The sequence below is a fragment of the Polaromonas sp. genome (genome assembly GCF_010365105.1).
Lineage (GTDB): Bacteria > Pseudomonadota > Gammaproteobacteria > Burkholderiales > Burkholderiaceae_C > Polaromonas.
In genome coordinates this window covers 90,041-109,385 of the sequence record NZ_JAAFGZ010000003.1, presented here as the reverse complement: position 1 = coordinate 109,385, position 19,345 = coordinate 90,041, and the positions used below count along the sequence as shown (strand labels likewise).

The 19,345-nt window shown below is 56.6% G+C and carries 18 protein-coding genes; 15 read left to right on the top strand and 3 right to left on the bottom strand.

Going from position 1 to position 19,345, the window contains the following annotated elements:
* Positions 1–24: 24 nt before the first annotated feature.
* The 9 genes from GZ092_RS02985 (at position 25) to dnaB (ending at position 6,574) form a co-directional block, all read left to right on the top strand.
* Positions 25–321, top strand: a complete 297-nt coding sequence (locus GZ092_RS02985; protein WP_293634231.1) for a hypothetical protein — start codon at positions 25–27, stop codon at positions 319–321.
* The gene (locus GZ092_RS02980; RefSeq protein WP_293634230.1) at positions 321–953 is read left to right on the top strand and encodes a tetratricopeptide repeat protein; all 633 of its coding nucleotides are present in this window, start codon (positions 321–323) and stop codon (positions 951–953) included. Before GZ092_RS02985 ends, GZ092_RS02980 begins: the two co-directional genes overlap by 1 nt.
* Positions 943–1,200, top strand: a complete 258-nt coding sequence (locus GZ092_RS02975; RefSeq protein WP_293634229.1) for a DUF4212 domain-containing protein — start codon at positions 943–945, stop codon at positions 1,198–1,200. Before GZ092_RS02980 ends, GZ092_RS02975 begins: the two co-directional genes overlap by 11 nt.
* Positions 1,201–1,202: 2 nt before the next feature.
* Positions 1,203–3,383: a sodium:solute symporter family protein gene (locus GZ092_RS02970; protein WP_293634228.1), complete on the top strand. Its 2,181-nt coding sequence runs from the start codon at positions 1,203–1,205 to the stop codon at positions 3,381–3,383.
* A 78-nt stretch (positions 3,384–3,461) separates the two neighbouring features.
* Complete coding sequence (gene rpsF / locus GZ092_RS02965; protein ID WP_293634227.1) at positions 3,462–3,827, top strand: 30S ribosomal protein S6; 366 nt, start codon at positions 3,462–3,464, stop codon at positions 3,825–3,827.
* A 47-nt stretch (positions 3,828–3,874) separates the two neighbouring features.
* Positions 3,875–4,192 carry a primosomal replication protein N gene (priB, locus tag GZ092_RS02960; protein WP_293634226.1) on the top strand — a complete coding sequence of 106 codons (318 nt, stop codon included), beginning with the start codon at positions 3,875–3,877 and terminating at the stop codon, positions 4,190–4,192.
* Positions 4,193–4,202: 10 nt separating this feature from the next.
* The gene (gene rpsR / locus GZ092_RS02955; RefSeq protein ID WP_011801778.1) at positions 4,203–4,487 is read left to right on the top strand and encodes a 30S ribosomal protein S18; all 285 of its coding nucleotides are present in this window, start codon (positions 4,203–4,205) and stop codon (positions 4,485–4,487) included.
* A gap of 12 nt (positions 4,488–4,499) precedes the next feature.
* Positions 4,500–4,952, top strand: coding sequence for a 50S ribosomal protein L9 (gene rplI, locus GZ092_RS02950; RefSeq protein WP_293634225.1), 453 nt, complete (start codon positions 4,500–4,502; stop codon positions 4,950–4,952).
* A gap of 212 nt (positions 4,953–5,164) precedes the next feature.
* On the top strand, positions 5,165–6,574 hold the full coding sequence (dnaB, locus tag GZ092_RS02945) for a replicative DNA helicase (RefSeq protein ID WP_293634224.1): 1,410 nt from the start codon (positions 5,165–5,167) through the stop codon (positions 6,572–6,574).
* A 132-nt stretch (positions 6,575–6,706) separates the two neighbouring features.
* Here dnaB and GZ092_RS02940 read toward each other — a convergent pair whose 3' ends face one another.
* Together GZ092_RS02940 and GZ092_RS02935 are read right to left on the bottom strand one after the other, a co-directional pair.
* Positions 6,707–7,111 (bottom strand): RNA-binding protein, encoded by a 405-nt coding sequence (locus GZ092_RS02940; protein WP_293634223.1) that lies wholly within the window; start codon positions 7,109–7,111, stop codon positions 6,707–6,709.
* Between the two features lie 150 nt (positions 7,112–7,261).
* The gene (locus tag GZ092_RS02935) at positions 7,262–8,998 is read right to left on the bottom strand and encodes a M14 family metallopeptidase (protein ID WP_293634222.1); all 1,737 of its coding nucleotides are present in this window, start codon (positions 8,996–8,998) and stop codon (positions 7,262–7,264) included.
* A gap of 252 nt (positions 8,999–9,250) precedes the next feature.
* On the opposite strand from GZ092_RS02935, the gene dusA reads away from it, so the two are divergent.
* From dusA to GZ092_RS02915, 4 genes are all read left to right on the top strand, one after another.
* Positions 9,251–10,264 carry a tRNA dihydrouridine(20/20a) synthase DusA gene (dusA, locus tag GZ092_RS02930; RefSeq protein WP_293634346.1) on the top strand — a complete coding sequence of 338 codons (1,014 nt, stop codon included), beginning with the start codon at positions 9,251–9,253 and terminating at the stop codon, positions 10,262–10,264.
* A 221-nt stretch (positions 10,265–10,485) separates the two neighbouring features.
* Complete coding sequence (locus GZ092_RS02925) at positions 10,486–12,408, top strand: PrkA family serine protein kinase (protein WP_293634221.1); 1,923 nt, start codon at positions 10,486–10,488, stop codon at positions 12,406–12,408.
* Between the two features lie 59 nt (positions 12,409–12,467).
* Positions 12,468–13,745 (top strand): YeaH/YhbH family protein, encoded by a 1,278-nt coding sequence (locus GZ092_RS02920; RefSeq protein ID WP_293634220.1) that lies wholly within the window; start codon positions 12,468–12,470, stop codon positions 13,743–13,745.
* Between the two features lie 83 nt (positions 13,746–13,828).
* Positions 13,829–15,337, top strand: coding sequence for a SpoVR family protein (locus GZ092_RS02915; protein WP_293634344.1), 1,509 nt, complete (start codon positions 13,829–13,831; stop codon positions 15,335–15,337).
* A gap of 3 nt (positions 15,338–15,340) precedes the next feature.
* Here the strand turns inward: GZ092_RS02915 and GZ092_RS02910 are convergent, their stop codons facing one another.
* Positions 15,341–15,976: a GntR family transcriptional regulator gene (locus GZ092_RS02910; RefSeq protein WP_293634219.1), complete on the bottom strand. Its 636-nt coding sequence runs from the start codon at positions 15,974–15,976 to the stop codon at positions 15,341–15,343.
* 152 nt (positions 15,977–16,128) lie between these two features.
* Between GZ092_RS02910 and scpA the strand changes: the two genes are divergently transcribed.
* Positions 16,129–18,285: a methylmalonyl-CoA mutase gene (scpA, locus tag GZ092_RS02905; RefSeq protein ID WP_293634218.1), complete on the top strand. Its 2,157-nt coding sequence runs from the start codon at positions 16,129–16,131 to the stop codon at positions 18,283–18,285.
* Positions 18,282–19,304, top strand: a complete 1,023-nt coding sequence (gene meaB, locus GZ092_RS02900) for a methylmalonyl Co-A mutase-associated GTPase MeaB (protein ID WP_293634217.1) — start codon at positions 18,282–18,284, stop codon at positions 19,302–19,304. Before scpA ends, meaB begins: the two co-directional genes overlap by 4 nt.
* The last annotated feature ends 41 nt before the right edge of the window (positions 19,305–19,345 follow it).

Below are 19,345 nucleotides of genomic sequence, written 5' to 3'. Positions count from 1 at the left end.
CTGCTCTTTCAATTTCGGCACGCCATGTTGACTGCGGTCACCGCCTGCAAAATGGTTGCGGAAATTGCGCTTCTTGCGCTGTGCGGCCAATGGCTGCTGGGTTTCCTGTCTGGCGCCAGCCGCAATGGCAATCCTTTCTACGTCTTTCTCCGGTTGCTTGGGCGCCCCTGGATTCAGGTGGCTCGCTGGCTTTCGCCCAGGTTGGTGATGGATCGCCATCTGCCGTTGGTTGCTTTTTTCCTTTTACTGCTCGTTTGGTGCGCGGCAAGCCTTGCCAAGGTTGGCATCTGCCTGCAGATCGGTGTGAATTTATGCAGGTGATGCGTGCACTTCGTCAGCATCTTGACTACATTTTTTTCAAAATGCAGGCGCTGGCGCTGCTTGTGCTTGGCAAGGATGCGAAGGCATTGTGCCGGTTCGACCGGATGCTGAAACTTTTGCCTGCAGACCGCTATGCACTTGCCAGTCGCGCCCATGTGCTGGTGCAACTCAACCGGGTGGATGAATCAGTTGTGAATCTGCAAAAACTCACCAGCATCCCGGGCTCTAAGTTGCAACTGGGAACTGCCTGGTTTAATCTGGCTTATGTTCTTCAGCAGATAGGGTGCCATAACGAGGCAAGTCCTGCCTTTGAGAATGCCGTTGAGCACTGTCCTGGCATGGACCAGGCCTGGTATGGCCTTGGAATGGCGTTGATCAGGCAGGGCAGGTTGCATGAAGCCAGGAATGCGCTGAAACAGGCGACGATTTTGCAACCCATGGCTCCCCACGGCTGGTATCGGCTGGCACATGTTGAACTGGCATTGGGGGCGCCGGAAGAAGCTCTTCGGGTTCTTGATCACTTGCGCCGGTTTGAACCGAAGGTAGGAGCGCAACTCGAACGCTATATTGAGCAATATGTTCCTGAATCAAATAGTCAAAAAATTGGGCTGATGCATGTCAATGCCCGTTGAACTGCACCGTCGCTACTGGCGTAAAACCCTTTTGGTCACATCCGTACTGTTAATTGTCTGGTTCATCACCACCTTTGGTGTTGTCTATTTTGCGCGGTTTCTGAACTTTACATTCTTTGGCTGGCCGTTCAGTTTCTGGATGGGCGCGCAAGGTTCCTTGATGATCTACTGCCTGATGGTCGGTTTTTATGCCTGGTACATGAACAAGCTTGATGCCCAATATGACCCTGAGAGCAAGGACGACTGAACATGGCCGGGTTGTCGGATCAACGCGCAGGATCGCCGCGTTTGAAAAAGAGCTTTAAATCCCAGCTGGATCGCATTTATCTATGGTTCGCGCTCGGTGTGGTCATTTACGTATTGCTGCTGGGGGGACTTGAACGGCTGGGCATGCCTCACTCCTGGATCGGCCTGACCTTCCTCTTGTCAACCATTGCCCTTTATGCAGGCATTGGCATGCTGACCCGAACCACCGATGCCACTGAATATTACGTAGCCGGCAGGCGCGTCCCCGCCATTTACAACGGTATGGCAATAGGCGCCGACTGGATGTCGGCTGCTTCCTTCCTTGGGCTGGCGGGTACCCTATACCTGACGGGTTACAGCGGGCTGGCATTCCTCATGGGGTGGACGGGTGGCTATTGCCTGGTGGCGTTTGTGCTGGCTCCCTACCTGCGAAAGTTTGGGCAGTTCACGATTCCGGATTTTCTCGGCGAACGTTATGGCGGCCATCTGCCAAGGTTCATAGGACTGGCTGCAGCGATACTTTGTTCGTTTACCTACTTGGTTGCACAGATCTACGGGGTGGGGCTGATCACCTCCTATCTCACCGGCATTGCCTTTGAACTGGGCATCTTTCTGGGGGTAGGGGGAATTCTGGTCTGTTCATTCCTGGGAGGAATGCGCGCAGTGACGTGGACACAGGTAGCGCAATACATCATCTTGCTGATTGCCTACCTGATTCCGGTGGTCTGGCTGTCGGTCAAGCAGACAGGCATCCCGGTTCCCCAGGCGATCTATGGCTACCAACTCGAGAAAGTGACGGCCAAGGAAAAGGAACTTGCCACTGATCCAAAAGAACTGGAGGTTCGCGCCATTTTCAGCCAGCGTGCACAAGCGCTTGCTGAAAAGATGAAGAATCCGGCGCGTGCCATGGCTGCCGACAGATTGGCAGCCAGCCAAAAAGTGGCTGCGCTCAAGGCCGGCAACGCCTCGGTGGCTGATATTTCAGCAGCGGGCAAGGCATTGGCGGCTCTGCCGAAAGATGAGGAAACGGCGCTTCAAAACTGGTCTGTTTCCAGGGCAGCAGACGAAATCAAAAGCCAGCCTTTGAACGGCATGCCTGCCCATGCAGCGCAGTTCCTGGGCAATCCCGAGGGAACGCCTCAGGAACAAGCGCTTTACGACCTGTCAAGACGAAATTTTCTGGCACTGGTTTTTTGCCTGATGGTCGGAACATCGGCCTTGCCGCACATTTTGATGCGTTACTACACCGTACCCAGTGTTCGCGAAGCGCGGCAATCGGTGACTTGGTCCCTGTTTTTTGTTTTTCTTTTGTACTGCACCGCACCGGCGCTGGCCGTACTGGTGAAATACGAAATTTTTACCGTGCTGGTCGGAACGCCGTTTGACCAGTTACCGGCATGGGTTCATAAGTGGAACAAGGTCGATCCGGCGTTGCTCTCAGTAGTAGACGTGAACAGGGACAATCTTCTGCAACTCAATGAAATGACGATAGGCGGCGACATTGTGGTGCTGCTCACCCCCGAACTGGCCGGGTTGCCTTACGTTATTTCAGCCTTGGTTGCCGCAGGCGGACTGGCCGCTGCGCTGTCGACTGCCGATGGACTGCTGCTGGTCATTGCCAATGCATTGGGGCATGACCTCTATTACAAGATGATCGACCCCAATGCCTCGACCGTCAGCCGCGTCACGTTGTCAAAAATACTGCTGCTAGTGATGGCCCTGCTCGCTGCCTATGTGGCAGCACAGAAGCCTGCCGACATTTTGTTTCTGGTGTCTGCGGCTTTTTCGTTTGCTGCAGCCTCTTTCTTTCCGGCCCTGAGCATTGGTATTTTCTGGAAACGCGCAACCGGCACGGCAGCAACGATGGGAATGATGGCGGGTCTGAGCGTCACGAGCTACTACATGGTGGTCAATCAACCCTGGTTGCGCGCCACCTTTGGCATCAGTTCTCCGGTTCAACTCTGGTGGGGAATCGACCCCATATCGGCAGGTCTGTTTGGCGTGCCAGTTGGTTTTGCCGTGATCATTCTGGTGAGTCTGGTTACCAAGCCGCCCAATCAGGATATCCAGGCACTTGTTGACTACATTCGCTACCCCGATTTAAAAGACCATGACCATCCCTTTGCCGCCTCAGCCGACCGTAAAGGCAAGGCTGCGATAAAGCAAACACCCGACGGGCTATAATCATGGGCTTCGCCTTGCTGCACCCAAAACCAACCAGGTTCGACGCTGGGGCAGCTTTAATCAACCAAAAGGAGAGTTATGCGTCATTACGAGATCGTCTTGCTGATCCATCCGGATCAAAGCGAGCAAGTCCCAGCCATGCTGGAGCGCTACAAGGGCATGATCACCGCCGGCGGGGGTACTGTCCACCGCGTTGAAGATTGGGGCCGCCGCCAGTTGGTGTACCTGATCCAGAAATTGGGCAAAGCCCATTACCTCTGCATCAACATCGAAGCCAGCCAGGCCGTGATGGAAGAAATTGAACATGCGTTCAAGTTCAACGACGCTGTGCTGCGCCACCTGACCGTGGTGAAGAAAAAGGCTGAAACCGGCCCGTCTCTCATGATGCGTAACGTCGAGAGGGAAGAAGCCCGTAAAACACAACAGCAGGAGTTTGCGGCGTAATTGCCTCATGCTGTTGAACGCTTCGCTGCCGTGCATTTGGAGTTGCAGTGAACCACGTTGAACTGACCGCAGGTATCGCCGAGCTAAGTCCTCTGCGCTACACGCCCGCTGGAATTCCCGCCATCAACTTCATTCTCGAACACGAGTCTGACGTTCTCGAGGCAGGGTCAAACAGACAAGTCAAGTTGACGATCAGGGCTGTTGCTTTTGGAACGCTGGCTGAACAAGCCGTCAAGCTTCCCTTAAGCAAGTCTTTCAGGTTCACCGGATTTCTGACCAATGCGCGTACCAGCAAAGGCGTTGTTTTTCATCTTCAAGCTCTTTACCCGATCCTTCAGGCAGAGCAAGTACTGAACCCCATTTAAGGAGTCCATCATGGCCGGACCAAAACGTTTTAACAAAGACAAGCGCCCCAAGCGCAATACCCAATCCCTTCTGTTCAAGCGCAAGCGTTTTTGCCGCTTCACCGCTGCAGGCGTCGAAGAAATCGACTACAAAGACATCGACACCCTGCGTGATTTCGTGTCTGAAAACGGAAAAATCATTCCCGCACGCCTGACCGGCACCCGTGCCATTTTCCAGCGCCAGATCAATACCGCCGTCAAGCGCGCTCGCTTCCTCGCGATGCTGCCTTACAGTGACCAGCACCGCAGCCTGTAAAGAGAGACGACCATGCAAATTATTCTGCTCGACAAAGTCGTGAACCTGGGCAATCTGGGTGACGTCGTCAAAGTCAAAGACGGCTATGCACGCAACTTCCTGATCCCTTTCGGACGCGCCCGCCGCGCCACCGCAGCGGCCATCAAGGAATTCGAAGTCAAACGCGCCGAGCTTGAAAAAGCCGCTGCGGCCAAGCTTGCCGAAATGCAGGCACAAGGCGAAAAGCTCGGCGGCACCACCGTCAAGTTGACGCAAAAAGCGGGTGTTGACGGCCGCCTGTTTGGCTCTGTCACCAATGCAGACATTGCCCAGGAAGTGACCAAGCAAGGCTTTGCAGTCTCAAAATCGCAAATACGCCTGCCCAATGGCGCCATCAAGACGGTCGGCGACCATTTGGTCAATGTCGCCCTGCACACTGACGTCGTGGTTGACATCACTGTGACGGTTTACGGCGAAACTGCCTAAACAACGACTTTGGATCCCTCTTGAAAAGCCGCTCTTCGGAGCGGCTTTTTTCTTGGAGAAACCATGTGATGGCTGTGCAGTGATGCGATATTGCACACTGTTTATGCACACCTTTCGCCCGGATTTCCACCAGATTTCCCCAACTTGTCCACACGCTTGTCCCGTGCGCTTCAAGGCCTAGGGCGTACCATTCAGCCTTCCCAAGGAATCCCATGTCTGCCGTTCTTTCTCCTTTTTCCGATTCTGCCTATAGCGCTGACCGCCAGATCGCACAACTTAGAATTCCGCCCCACTCCATTGAAGGCGAGTCGAGTGTTCTGGGCGGTCTTTTGCTCGACAACAGCGCATGGGACCGTGTTGGCGATCTACTGGCGGACCAGGACTTCTACCGCCATGAGCACCAGCTCATTTATGGTGCCATCGGCTGGCTTATCAACGCGTCCAAGCCGGCCGACATCATCACCGTTTTCGAGCGTCTGCAGAGCCTGGGGAAAAACGAAGAAATAGGCGGCTTGAGCTACCTGAACGCGCTGGCCCAATACGTGCCCAGCGCCAGCAACATCAGGCGTTATGCCGAAATCGTTCGTGAACGTTCGATCTTGCGAAAACTGGTGGCCGCCTCGGACGAGATCGCAACCAATGCCTTCAATCCGCAAGGCAAGGCGGTCACTGTCATCCTTGATGAAGCCGAGCAAAAAATCCTGAACATAGGCGAGCAGGGCGGCCGGTCACAGCAGGGCTTCCAGAGCATGGATACGCTGGTGGTGGACCTTCTCGACCGGGTCACCGAGATGTCTGAAAATCCCAACGATGTCACCGGCGTGCCAACCGGTTTTGTGGATTTGGACCGGATGACGTCGGGATTCCAGGCGGGCGACCTGATCATTCTGGCTGCCCGTCCGTCCATGGGAAAAACCGCGCTCGCCATCAACATTGCCGAACATGTCGCCTTGCATGAAGGATTGCCGGTTGCTGTTTTTTCCATGGAAATGGGCGCATCCCAATTGGCCGTGCGTATCGTCGGCTCAATTGGCCGGATTGACCAGACGCATCTTCGCACTGGCGCGCTTACCGACGAGGAATGGCCGCGCCTGACCGAAGCCATTGAAAAGCTGAGGACAATTTCGCTGCATATCGACGAAACCGCCGGCCTCACGGTCAGCGAATTGCGAGCCAATGCCCGGCGGCTGGCTCGCCAGTGCGGAAAACTGGGCCTGATCGTCGTCGATTACCTGCAACTGATGAGCGTATCGAGCGGTATGGCCGACGAGAACCGGGCGACTGCCGTGGGTGAAATCTCGCGCGGCCTGAAAATGCTGGCCAAGGAACTTCAATGCCCTGTGATTGCGCTGTCGCAGCTCAGCCGTGGAGTCGAGTCACGTACCGATAAACGGCCGATGATGAGCGACCTGCGTGAGTCCGGCGCGATTGAACAGGACGCCGACATCATCATGTTCATCTACCGCGACGAGTACTACACGAAGGAAGCCTGCAAGGAACCCGGCGTGGCAGAAGTCATCATCAGCAAGCAGCGCAATGGCCCGACAGGAACTGTCAAACTGGCCTTCATCAACCGGATCACCAAATTTGAAAGCCTGGCCCACAATTCTGGAGATTTTTAATAAAAACCAGCCCTTACGCTTGCTGCATAAGAAGATTTTGCTATATATTTAATAGCTTCACTCAAGATTTTTCAAGGTACGGGGTGATATTTTTGGTTTACTTTGTAAACGCTGCAGGGCTGCACCACAAGCTTATTCAAGATCTTCCATGGCCAGCATGTGGTATTTCTGGGCATACGAAAAAGGGAATTCCCGTACCACTGCCATCAACTTCTCTGCATCTTCGTCTGAAGGTGCACTGACCATCAAGGCATGGTGCCCTTGGCGCGCCAGGTTGATGTACTTGTTAACTGTTGCACCTTCTGTGCCGACAGAAGGCAGTTCGACAGAGGATTCGCCATCGATCCTGCCGATTTCACGCAATATCACCGAAGGGGCGAGGAACATGACGTCCTGGTCGCTAAACCCCGCTTGCTCGATTTTTTGAGCTGCTTCTTCAGCGTTTGCAGCATCAGGGAACATGACAAATGCATATCCCGTAGGATAAAAGACATCCTGGATAGTTGTCATCTTGGGCGTCATCAAAAATGGTTGCACTGCATTTCTCCTTGGTTGAGCTGCCATTACGTCACACTGGGCAGCTGATGTCTGTAGGTCAGCTTGCAAGGTGACAGACGGGAAATTCCCTGTCCCGACTGTATCCACTGAAGCGCAAAGAACTTAGCGGAACTGTGGCTGCCGAGGCGTTCAAGGCAACTCTTCAGACTTCAGCGAAGGCTCGGACATGACACGTGCAACTCCTGCAAGATCGCTGAACAGACGGTTTGCGAAATAGCTGCTTTGGGTATCAGGTTCCAGCGCTGCAATGGCCAGATTGGCCAAGGGCTGACTCAAAGGCACGTAGTAGCTTCCCACCGGCGCATCAATGACCCCCCGCACAAGGGAAACCTCGATCCTGGATACGGGCCGGCTGTTGGCCGTGACACCTGGCCTGCCTTGCTGCACACTGCCCGAGCGCTGTACTTCGCGGTAAATATCGCCCAGCATGGCACTGGGCTCAAGCACCTCGAAAACCTTCACACCCTGCAGGCGCAAGCGTTCAGCGGCTGCTTTGGATGATCCGGACAGCCAGTAGCCGCATGGCCTGACCCGTGACTTGAGGGTTCTCAGCGCCAGCGCTGATTCCCAGTCCACCGTCACGCTCTTATCGGCGCCAGTCACAGGATCGAGCATTTGCAGGTCGTACTGCGCAGGTGTATTGGCGACCTCGACCGCCGCCTGACCCTTGCAGGCCAGGCCGGTGACTTCCTTGTCGAGATAGGGACGCAACTGGCTCAATTCGCGGGCTCGCTGGGCTGTGCTGCCCAGGATGCTTGTGATGGCAGTGACATGGGTGTGCACGCGCCGCTGGAGATGCAGACGACCAAGGCCTGCTCCGCGCGAGTTGATCGCCACGCTGACGGCATTTTTCAGGCCTTCCACATTGCGGCTCGTGACGGGTTCAGAGCCTCCCATGAAAACCGTCCGGTCGGCCGTGTCGGCGGAGGTGCTGTGGTACCAGTCGCTGGTCAGGCCCTGGCCCTTGAGCGCAGCAAGCAAGGGGCGGCGATACCATTCCTCATCGGCCCTGGTCAAAAACTCTGGCAAATTGGCGGTGGTGGAGTATTGCAGGAGTGCATCGAACTTCTGAACGGCGTCAAACTTTTGCCGGTAAATGTCGGACACCTGATATTCCCCGGCATCCACCACCACCGTTGGCTGGTAGTCGCGGCTCAGCCGTGCCACTGCCTGCGCTTCCGGTGTGCTGAGGAGCAGATGATCACGCGCAATGTCCTGGCCGCCTGCGGCCAGGGCTTCACCCCGGGTCGCACCATCGAGGTTGACACGCGGAACGATCACAACGTTGATGCGTTCAAGCAGGGGCTGCAACAGGCCCTGCGCCAGTTCCCGGGTAATGACCAGCAGGGCTTCACTTCCTGCAGGCTCATCGCCATGCTGCTGGCCGATTAGCAATACCGTGGGGCGGCCCGTGGCCAAAAGACTGGCAGGGTCAGTGCCCGTTCCCCGAGTGAGTACCAGCGCTTCCAGTGGCTGGCCTTGCTGCGAGGAGCCTATCGGTAGCAGCGCGACCTTGACTCCGGCCGAGCGGGACAGGGCGCTTGCCTGATCACGCAGCCAGTCGTGGATTTCAGCTTGCGTGGTAAAGCTTGTGCGTCCTCCTTGAAGACCCGGGGTGCCGTACACCATGGTGGGGGCCGTGAAGCGGGCCGCTACTGCGGGGCCATAAGGCGGTGGCGCTTCTACGGGTGCAGCGGGAATGACCGATGGCGGAGTCACTGGAGACGTTTGAACAACGACTGCTGGTTCCACCGGAATCGACGTGGGTCCAGCGCTTGCAGGTGCAGCCGGACGCGGCATTTCAGGCACCCAGGGCGGCAACTGTACGGAGGTGCAGGCGGCCAGAAAAATAAGCGAAGCGGTCATGGCCAACCTTGCCGGGACTTGGCGGGCCGATGCGTAACAACGGATGGTCTGTGACGAAAAGTAAGTCATGGCAGTCATCCTTTGGATGGGGGTGTTGACCATGGGTCAGGCGTGATTCGCGGAATTTTGCAAGCAACGATGTTACCTTGCAGCGCTTTTGGAGAGCGACTTGCATGTCCTGTAGCGGGAAGGTTGATAAAAGTCGCAATACCTCTTGCGCCGGCTTGGGCAGCTTTCAGGGAAAATGGGGTCATGTCAATTCCTGTTTCTACCGACTCTTTGATTCATGTCACATCTCCCTGGCGAATGAGCGTTGCGCCCATGATGGATTGGACGGATCGGCATTGCCGCTATTTTCACCGTCTGCTGTCTCGGCACGCGCTGCTCTATACCGAAATGGTGACGACCGGCGCGCTGATTCATGGCGATGCAGGCAGGCACCTGCGCTTTGACGCCGAGGAGCATCCGGTTGCGCTGCAATTAGGCGGCAGCGAGCCGGCGGACCTGGCGCATTGCGCCCGACTGGGCGAAGCATGGGGTTACCGCGAGATCAATATCAATTGCGGCTGTCCAAGCGAACGTGTGCAGCGGGGCTCATTTGGCGCCTGCCTGATGGCCGATCCGAAACTGGTGGCTGACTGCGTCAAGGCAATGCTCGATGCGGTGGAGGTTCCTGTCACCGTGAAGCACCGCATTGGTATCGACAAGGACGAGCGCTATGGGTTTGTACGCGATTTTGTCGGCACCGTCAGCGAAGCGGGCTGCCGCACGTTCATCGTGCATGCCCGCAATGCCTGGTTGAAAGGCCTGAGCCCCAAAGAAAACCGCGAAGTGCCGCCACTGCGCTACGAACTGGTCCACCGCCTGAAAAAAGAGTTTCCGGATCTCACGATTTGCGTCAATGGCGGTGTGACTACCGATGTGCAGGTGAGTGCGCAATTGCTTGAAGTGGATGGTGTGATGATTGGCCGTGAGGCTTATCACAACCCCTGGTGGCTGACCTCCTGGGATGCCGATTTTTTTGGCGCTGGCGATCAGAGTACCACCCGGGAGCAGGTTGAAGCACTGATGTGCGACTACATGGTGCGTGAAGCCGCTGCGCATGGCACTGCGTTCAGCGCCATCGCCCGCCATATGCTGGGTCTGCGTCACGGTTTGCCGGGTTCGCGCCGCTGGCGCCAGGTGTGGAGCGACCATAGGCTCAAAACGCTTGATCCCCACGCTGTCATGAACCTTGCGCATGATGATGTAGTGAAGACGGTTTGACGATCAAGCGCTGGGTGGCGAAGCCGTTACTTTACGGATTTTGGCGGGCTCAAGCATGAGCTAATTGATGACGTGAAAGCAAGCTCGAAAAAATTAATCTGCTTGTTAAATAAATAACCTTGCATCTACATTTCGCACAGGGAAACTTGTAGAGTTGGGTTGTTGTGGTTTCTGGTTGTATTCACTGCGTCACCAAGTACAGCTTGCCAAGGAGGGTTTTTATGGATGTCGTCCGTAATTTTCTGACACGTTACGAGCAAACAAGGGAAGAAGAACTGCCCCTTGAAGAGTACCTCGATCTTTGTAAAAACAACCCGCTAGTCTATGCCACTGCGGCCGAGCGAATGCTCGCAGCCATAGGTGAGCCAGAAGTGTTTGACACGCACCGGGATCAGCGTCTTTCGCGTATTTTTGGCAACAAGGTCATCAAGATCTACCCGGCATTCCGGGATTTTTACGGCCTGGAAGATCCCATTGAACAGGTCGTTTCGTATTTTCGCCATGCAGCACAGGGCCTGGAGGAAAAGAAACAGATTCTTTACCTGCTGGGTCCGGTCGGCGGCGGAAAGTCGTCTATTGCCGAACGGCTCAAACAATTGATGGAACAGGTGCCGTTGTACGCGCTGAAGAATTCACCGGTCAATGAGTCGCCACTCGGCTTGTTCAACAACACCGAGGACATTCCCCTGCTTGAAAGCCAGTACGGTATCGCGCCAAGGTACCTGCAGCGTGTCATGTCTCCGTGGGCAGTCAAGCGCCTTGAAGAATTTGGCGGCGACATTCGAAAGTTCCGTGTCGTCAAACGGTTTCCCTCGATCCTGAAGCAGTGTGCAATCGCCAAGACCGAACCCGGAGACGAAAACAACCAGGACATCTCCACACTCGTCGGCAAGATCGATATTCGAAAGCTCGAACTCTTTGCCCAGGATGACCCCGATGCCTACAGCTATTCGGGCGGGTTGTGCCTGGCCAATCAGGGCCTGCTGGAGTTTGTCGAGATGTTCAAGGCGCCCATCAAGGTGCTGCATCCCTTGCTCACCGCCACCCAGGAGGCCAACTTCAAGGGCACTGAGGGCTTTGGTGCCATTCCATTTGATGGCATCGTGATGGCCCATTCGAATGAAAGCGAATGGAAGGCCTTCCGGAACAACAAGAACAATGAAGCTTTTCTGGACCGGATTTATATCGTCAAGGTGCCGTACTGCCTGCGTGCCTCGGAAGAAATCAGGATTTACGAGAAGCTGATTCGCAACTCTTCGCTGTCTGGCGCCATTTGCGCACCGGGTACGCTGAAGATGATGGCGCAGTTTGCCGTGCTGACGCGATTGAAGGAGCCTGAAAATTCCAGCATTTTCAGCAAGCTGCTGGTTTACGACGGGGAGAACCTGAAGGACACCGATCCGAAGGCCAAGAGCTATCAGGAATATCGCGACTATGCCGGTGTTGACGAAGGCATGACAGGCATATCGACACGCTTTGCCTTCAAGATTCTGTCCAAGGTGTTCAATTTTGATTCCAGTGAAATTGCCGCCAATCCGGTCCATCTCATGTATGTGCTGGAGCAGCAGATTGAGCGCGAGCAATTTGCGCCGGAAGTCGAGCAGCGCTATCTGTCGTTCATCAAGGAATATCTGGCGGTCCGTTATGCCGAATTCATCGGCAAGGAAATCCAGACGGCCTACCTGGAGTCGTATTCGGAATATGGGCAGAACATTTTTGACCGCTATGTGACCTATGCCGATTTCTGGATTCAGGATCAGGAATTCAGGGATTCCGACACCGGTGAAATCTTTGACCGTGCTTCGCTCAATGCGGAACTCGAAAAAATCGAAAAGCCTGCAGGCATCAGCAATCCAAAAGATTTCCGCAACGAGATCGTCAACTTTGTGTTGCGCAGCCGAGCCAGCAATGCCGGCAAGAATCCGAACTGGACCAGTTATGAAAAACTGCGTGCCGTGATCGAGAAGAAGATGTTTTCCAACACCGAAGACCTGTTGCCCGTGATTTCGTTCAACGCCAAAGCCAGCGCCGAGGAGAAGCAAAAACATGAAAACTTCCTTAACCGGATGATGGACAAGGGTTACAGCGCCCGTCAAGTCCGCCTGCTTTGCGAGTGGTACCTCAGGGTTCGCAAGAGTTCCTGACGACCGGTGTGCTTCGCTGCAGGCTGATTGACTGTCCAACTTACCAACCGGAGAAATCCATGCTCCAGCAGGTCATCGACAGACGCTTGTCGGGCAAGAATAAATCCATAGGCAACCGGGAGCGTTTCCTGCGTCGCTACCGAAAGCAGATTCGTGAAGCGGTGCGCCATGCGGTGTCCGGCCGCAGCATCCACGACATCGACCAGGGCGAAAATATCACCTTGCCACGGCGCGATGTGTCCGAGCCGGTATTTGGGCATGGTGCAGGGGGAAGCCAGGAGCGTGTCTACCCAGGGAATCAGGAATACGTACGTGGCGACCAGATCGGGCGTCCGCCGGGTGGCGGCGGGTCGGGCAGTGGTTCTAGCGCGGGTGCGGGCCAAGACGGGAACAGTCAGGATGACTTTGAGTTCCGCATCACCCGTGAAGAGTTCATGCAGTATTTCTTTGATGATCTGGCCTTGCCGCGCCTGCTGCGTACCCAGTTGTTGCCCGATGTGCCTGAATGGAAATCCCACCGAGCCGGTTTTGTTTCCGAAGGCACGCCGACCAACCTGCATGTAGTTCGATCGATGCGCAAGGCGCTGAGCCGCCGGATTGCCATGGGCGGCGATGTGCGGCGCCAGTTGTGCCGGCTGGAACTGGCGTTGGAAGCTTTGTTGCTAAACAATCGTTCTTGCAGCGGTGAAACACTTGCGGTGAAGGATGAAATTGAGGCATTAAAACTGCGCCTTCAGAAAATTCCTTTTCTGGACCCGTTTGACCTGCGGTATCGCAACCGGGTCAACACGCCACTGCCGGCTTCCCGCGCCGTCATGTTCTGTTTGATGGATGTGTCCGGTTCAATGAATGAAACGCGAAAGGACATGGCCAAGCGCTTTTTCATTCTGCTGTACCTGTTCTTGATGCGTCATTACGAGAAGACGGAAGTTGTGTTCATCCGGCACCACACCCAGGCGGCAGAGGTTTCCGAGGACGAATTTTTTCACTCGACCGAAAGCGGCGGCACGGTGGCCTCCAGTGCCTTGCTGCTGATGCACCAGATCATCCAGCAGCGCTATTCTCCGGGCGAATGGAATATCTACGGCGCCCAGGCTTCTGACGGCGACAACTGGCTTCAGGATTCGTCCAAATGCCGCACGCTGCTCGTGGAAAAGCTGTTGCCTGTTTCGCGTTATTTTGCCTATCTGCAAGTAGCGGAGGAAAGCCAGACCCTGTGGGAAGAATATTCCCTGGTGAGCAAAAGCCAGCCGCATTTCGCCATGCAAAAGGTTACCGATGCCTCGGGAATTTACCCTGTGTTTCGCGAACTGTTCAAGAAAGGAAGTGCTGCATGAGCGCAATCCTGCCTTCTGCCGGCGCTGCGAAAGTTTACGGCTTGCTGCCTGCCCCCTTCCAGCGTTATGAAGGGCGGCGCGACATGCTGCCAAGTCCGTCAGACTGGACGTTTGAACTGATCGAAACCTACCACGGTGCGATCGAGCGAATGGCCAGTCGCTTCGGGCTGGACACCTATCCCGTGCAACTGGAAGTGATCACTGCCAGCCAGATGATCGACACCTATGCGTCTGTGGGCATGCCTGTGAACTACCGGCACTGGTCATTTGGCAAGCAATACATCGCCAGCGAGAAAAGCTACCGGCGCGGGCACATGGGGCTGGCTTATGAGGTCGTCATCAATTCCAACCCCTGCATTGCCTACCTGATGGAGGAAAACACGCTGCCGATGCAGGCCCTGGTCATGGCACATGCCTGCTATGGGCACAATTCCTTTTTCAAGGGCAACTACCTGTTCAGGATGTGGACCGATGCGTCCTCCATCATTGACTACCTTGTGTATGCCAAAGCCTATATTGCCGAGTGCGAGGAAAAGCACGGACTCGACGATGTCGAAGACCTGCTCGACAGCTGCCACGCCTTGATGAACTACGGTGTTGACCGCTACCAGAGGTCGCAAAAACTCTCGTTGGCCGAGGAAGAGTCAAGGCGTAAAGACCGCGAATGCTATCTGCAGCAGCAGGTCAATGACTTGTGGCGCACCTTGCCCAGGGCGGCTGAAAAGCAGGTTGAAACAGCCAGTTCACGCTTTCCTGCCGATCCCCAGGAAAACCTGCTGTACTTCATCGAGAAAAATGCGCCCCTGCTGGAACCCTGGCAGCGCGAAATCATTCGCATCGTGCGCAAAGTTGCCCAGTATTTTTATCCGCAGCGACAGACGCAGGTCATGAACGAAGGCTGGGCGACTTTCTGGCATTACACGCTGCTCAACGCAATGTATGACGAGGGCCTGCTGAGCGACGGTTTCATGATCGAGAGCCTGCGCTCGCATACCAACGTCATTTTCCAGCCACCGCTGGCGCATCCCGGCTTTCGGGGCATCAATCCTTATACGCTGGGCTTTGCCATGTTCACCGACATTCGCCGCATTTGCGAGCACCCGACCGACGAAGACCGCCAGTGGTTTCCAGACATGGCTGGCACCGACTGGCAGCAGGCCCTTGACCATGCCATGCGGCATTTTCGGGATGAGAGTTTTGTGGGTCAGTACCTGTCGCCACGCCTGATCCGCGAGTTCCGCCTGTTCGCCATCCTTGATGACTCCAAGGAGTTGGCGCTTGAAGTGTCGGCCATCCATGATGAACGCGGCTACCGGCATGTGCGTGAGGCTCTGGCCCGCCAGTATGATTTAAGCTTTCAGGAACCCAACATCCAGGTCTGGAATGTGGATGTGCGCGGCGACCGTTCGCTGACCCTGCGCCATACCCAGCACAACAGCCGGCCGCTGAATGACGAAGTCAAGGAAGTCCTGAAGCATGTCGGGCGTCTGTGGGGCTTCATGGTCCGGCTGGAAAGTGTTGACGCACAGGGCAAGACCAGCAAGCATTGGGAAGTGACGCCGCTGCCGCGGCGTAACGGCAGCACAGGCTGAATTTCAGGCTGCGGCGTTCAGCCCGCTTTTGAAATGCTCGCGCATGCATTGCGCAGTTTCAGCCGCGTCGCGCGCCACCAGCGCCGCCATGATGGCGCGATGTTCGAGCAGCGATTCCTCGATGCGGCCGCTTTTCAACAGCGAGTTGTGTCGGTTGAGCTTCATCACCTTGCGAAGGTCGGCCACCATCTGGTCGCGCCAGCGGTTGTTGGCAATTTCCAGCAGTCGCATGTGGAAGGCTTCATTGATTTCAAAAAATCGTTCCCGGTTCTTGACGGCTTTTTCAAGTTCGTTGTGCAGGACTTGAAGTTCCCTGATTTGCGCATCGGTGGCCTTGGTCGCCACCACTTCTGCGGCGTCGCTTTCCAATAGGGCCAGCAAGTGGTAGACATTGGCGAGGTCGCTGTCCGAGACTTCGGTGACATAAGCGCCGCGCCGCACCTTCATCGTCACCAGACCTTCGGTGGCCAGCACTTTCAAAGCTTCGCGCAGAGGTGTGCGGCTGATGCCGTATTCCTCGGCGAGCTTGAGTTCATCAATCCAGCTACCCGGCGCGAGTTCCCGGTTGAAGATGCGCTGACGCAAAAGTTCGGCAACTTCTTCATAAAGCGCCCGCGGGGAAAGAGAGGTTTCAGCCATAAGGCTCCGTAGTCTAAGGCAAAGTTCACTGGAATATTTTGAATCAATAATTATAAATAATGTAAACTTCAGCCACTGTTTCCTGCTTGCCTTGAGGGTTTCCTGTCAAAACAGGGAGGCTTTCCGGGCTCAACCAAGACTGCCGACCCGCCATGAGTTCAACACCTGTTCCTTTCAATGCCGCCAATCTTGAAGCCTGGGCCAAGTCGGCCGCCAAATCCGCCCCCGGTGGCGACGTCAACGCCCTGAACTGGGAAACCCCCGATGGCATCAGTGTCAAGCCGCTGTACACCGCCGAGGACATCAAGGACCTTCCCTACACCAACACCTTGCCGGGTTTCGAGCCTTTCATTCGCGGCCCGCAGGCCACGATGTATTCGGTGCGTCCGTGGACTATCCGCCAGTACGCCGGTTTTTCAACCGCCGAAGAATCCAACGCGTTTTATCGCAAGGCGCTGGCCGCTGGCGGGCAGGGCGTGTCAGTGGCGTTTGATTTGGCCACGCATCGGGGTTACGACTCCGACCACCCGCGCGTGACCGGCGACGTCGGCAAGGCCGGCGTCGCCATCGACAGTGTGGAGGACATGAAAATCCTGTTCGACCAGATTCCGCTCGACAAGGTCAGTGTTTCGATGACCATGAACGGTGCTGTATTGCCGGTACTGGCCGGCTATGTGGTAGCGGCTGAAGAGCAGGGTGTAAGCCAGGACCAACTCAGCGGCACCATCCAGAACGATGTGCTCAAAGAGTTCATGGTGCGCAACACCTACATCTACCCGCCTGCGCCCAGCATGCGCATCATTGGCGACATCATCGAGTACACGGCGCAGAACATGCCCAAGTTCAATTCGATCAGTATCAGCGGTTATCACATGCAGGAAGCCGGTGCCAACCAGGCGCTGGAACTGGCGTTTACCCTGGCCGACGGCAAGGAGTACGTGAAGACCGCCTTGGGCAAGGGCCTGGACGTTGACGGCTTTGCCGGACGCCTGAGTTTTTTCTGGGCCATCGGCATGAACTTCTACCTTGAAGTCGCCAAGATGCGCGCCGCCCGCCTGTTGTGGTGCCGCATCATGAAGGGCTTCGATGCCAAGAACCCCAAGAGCCTGATGCTGCGCACCCATTGCCAGACCAGCGGCTGGAGCCTGACCGAGCAAGACCCGTACAACAACGTCGTGCGCACCACCATCGAAGCGATGGCCGCCGTCTTTGGCGGCACCCAAAGCCTGCACACCAACAGCTTCGATGAAGCAATTGCGTTGCCGACCGAGTTCAGCTCGCGCATTGCCCGCAACACCCAGCTCATCATCCAGGAAGAAACCCACATCACCAGCGTGATCGACCCCTGGGCTGGCAGCTACATGATGGAAAAGCTGACGCAGGACATGGCCGATGCCGCCTGGACCATTATTGAGGAAGTCGAAGCCATGGGCGGCATGGTCAAGGCCGTGGACAGTGGCTGGGCCAAGCTCAAGATCGAAGCGGCGGCGGCTGAAAAGCAGGCGCGCATCGACAGCGGCAAGGACGTGATCGTCGGCGTCAACAAGTACCGGCTCAAGACCGAGGACGCCATCGACGCACGCGACATCGACAACGTGGCGGTGCGCGACGGTCAGATCGAACGTCTGAAGTCCATCCGGGCAACGCGCGACAGCACGGCCGTCCAGTCGGCGCTGGACGCTTTGACGGCAGCGGCTGAAGGCAACAGCGGCAATCTGCTGGATTTGTGCATCCAGGCTATGCGCCTGCGCGCCACCGTCGGCGAAGTCAGCGACGCGCTGGAAAAAGTCTATGGCCGCCACCGCGCCGACACGCAAAAGGTCAGCGGCGTGTATGCCGCCGCCTACGACTCGGCCGAAGGCTGGGAAACCCTCAAGAGCGAGATCAACGCCTTTGCCGAAGCCGAAGGCCGCCGCCCCCGCGTGATGATTTCCAAGCTTGGCCAGGACGGCCACGACCGGGGTGCCAAGGTTGTCGCCACGGCGTTTGCCGACCTGGGCTTCGACGTGGACATGGGGCCGCTGTTCCAGACGCCCGAGGAATGTGCCCGCCAGGCGATTGAAAACGACGTGCATGCCGTCGGCGTGAGCACGCTGGCCGCTGGCCACAAGACGCTGGTGCCCGCCATCATTGCCGAACTCAAGAAACAGGGCGCGGACGACATCATCGTGTTTGTCGGCGGCGTGATTCCCCGCCAGGACTACGAAATGCTGTATGACGCCGGCGTCAAGGGCATCTACGGACCCGGTACACCGATTCCGGCCAGCGCCAAGGATGTGCTGGAGCAGATCCGGGCTGCTATCAAGTGATCGAAAGCGCATTGCTGGAAGGCGTTCTGCGCGGCAACGCTGTTCAACAGCGCCGCGCCATTGCCAAGGCCATCACCTTGCTCGAATCGACCCGCGGAGACCACCGCACCCAGGGAGACGAATTGCTGACCGCGTTGCTGCCGCACACCGGCCAGGCGTTTCGCCTTGGCATCAGCGGCGTGCCCGGTGTCGGAAAATCCACCTTCATTGAAGTGCTGGGCCTGTACCTGATCAAGCAGGGCCACCGCGTGGCGGTGCTGACCATCGACCCCTCATCGAGCGTGTCGGGCGGCTCCATCCTGGGTGACAAGACGCGCATGGAAATGCTTTCGGTCCACGAATCAGCTTACATCCGGCCCAGCCCGTCGAGTTGCACCCTGGGCGGCGTAGCGGAAAAAACCCGTGAAGCCATGCTGGTTTGCGAAGCCGCCGGCTACGACGTGGTGATTGTCGAAACCGTCGGCGTCGGCCAGTCCGAAACTGCCGTGGCCAACATGACCGACATGTTCGTGGTCATGCAACTGCCCAACGCGGGCGACGATTTGCAGGCGATCAAGAAGGGCGTGATGGAACTGGCCGACCTGGTTGTCATCAACAAGGCCGACATCGACGCCAACGCCGCCATGCGCGCCGAGGCGCAGATCAAGTCCGCCATGCGCCTGTTCGGCCTGGTAAACAACGCCATGGGCTCGGCCCAGGCGGCTGATTTTGACAAGCAGTGGCATCCGCAGGTCATGCAGCTCAGCGCCTTGCACAACCAGGGCGTCGATGGATTTTGGGCAGCCGTGTCAGAGTTCAGGGCGCTGCAAACCGCCAACGGCAAGCTGGCCGGCCGGCGCCAGCACCAGGCGCTGTCCTGGATGTGGGAGCGGGTGGACGCAGGACTCAAGCTCGCTTTTCGGCAAGACCCTGCCGTTAGCGCCATGCTGCCATCCCTGCTGGAGCAAGTCGGCCAGGGCCGGCTTTCTGCCTCGACTGCAGCACGAAATCTGCTCTCTGCGCACATGCAGCGGGCATAAGCAGCTATCAAATAAATAGTACACAACCGCAAGCACTAAGA

Coding starts and splice junctions, on each gene's coding strand:
- GZ092_RS02985 (WP_293634231.1), top strand. CDS start 25: ATGTTGACTGCGGTCACCGCCTGCAAAATGGTTGCGGAAATTGCGCTT.
- GZ092_RS02980 (WP_293634230.1), top strand. CDS start 321: ATGCGTGCACTTCGTCAGCATCTTGACTACATTTTTTTCAAAATGCAG.
- GZ092_RS02975 (WP_293634229.1), top strand. CDS start 943: ATGCCCGTTGAACTGCACCGTCGCTACTGGCGTAAAACCCTTTTGGTC.
- GZ092_RS02970 (WP_293634228.1), top strand. CDS start 1,203: ATGGCCGGGTTGTCGGATCAACGCGCAGGATCGCCGCGTTTGAAAAAG.
- rpsF (WP_293634227.1), top strand. CDS start 3,462: ATGCGTCATTACGAGATCGTCTTGCTGATCCATCCGGATCAAAGCGAG.
- rpsR (WP_011801778.1), top strand. CDS start 4,203: ATGGCCGGACCAAAACGTTTTAACAAAGACAAGCGCCCCAAGCGCAAT.
- rplI (WP_293634225.1), top strand. CDS start 4,500: ATGCAAATTATTCTGCTCGACAAAGTCGTGAACCTGGGCAATCTGGGT.
- dnaB (WP_293634224.1), top strand. CDS start 5,165: ATGTCTGCCGTTCTTTCTCCTTTTTCCGATTCTGCCTATAGCGCTGAC.
- GZ092_RS02935 (WP_293634222.1), bottom strand. CDS start 8,998: ATGACCGCTTCGCTTATTTTTCTGGCCGCCTGCACCTCCGTACAGTTG.
- dusA (WP_293634346.1), top strand. CDS start 9,251: ATGTCAATTCCTGTTTCTACCGACTCTTTGATTCATGTCACATCTCCC.
- GZ092_RS02925 (WP_293634221.1), top strand. CDS start 10,486: ATGGATGTCGTCCGTAATTTTCTGACACGTTACGAGCAAACAAGGGAA.
- GZ092_RS02920 (WP_293634220.1), top strand. CDS start 12,468: ATGCTCCAGCAGGTCATCGACAGACGCTTGTCGGGCAAGAATAAATCC.
- GZ092_RS02915 (WP_293634344.1), top strand. CDS start 13,829: ATGCTGCCAAGTCCGTCAGACTGGACGTTTGAACTGATCGAAACCTAC.
- GZ092_RS02910 (WP_293634219.1), bottom strand. CDS start 15,976: ATGGCTGAAACCTCTCTTTCCCCGCGGGCGCTTTATGAAGAAGTTGCC.
- scpA (WP_293634218.1), top strand. CDS start 16,129: ATGAGTTCAACACCTGTTCCTTTCAATGCCGCCAATCTTGAAGCCTGG.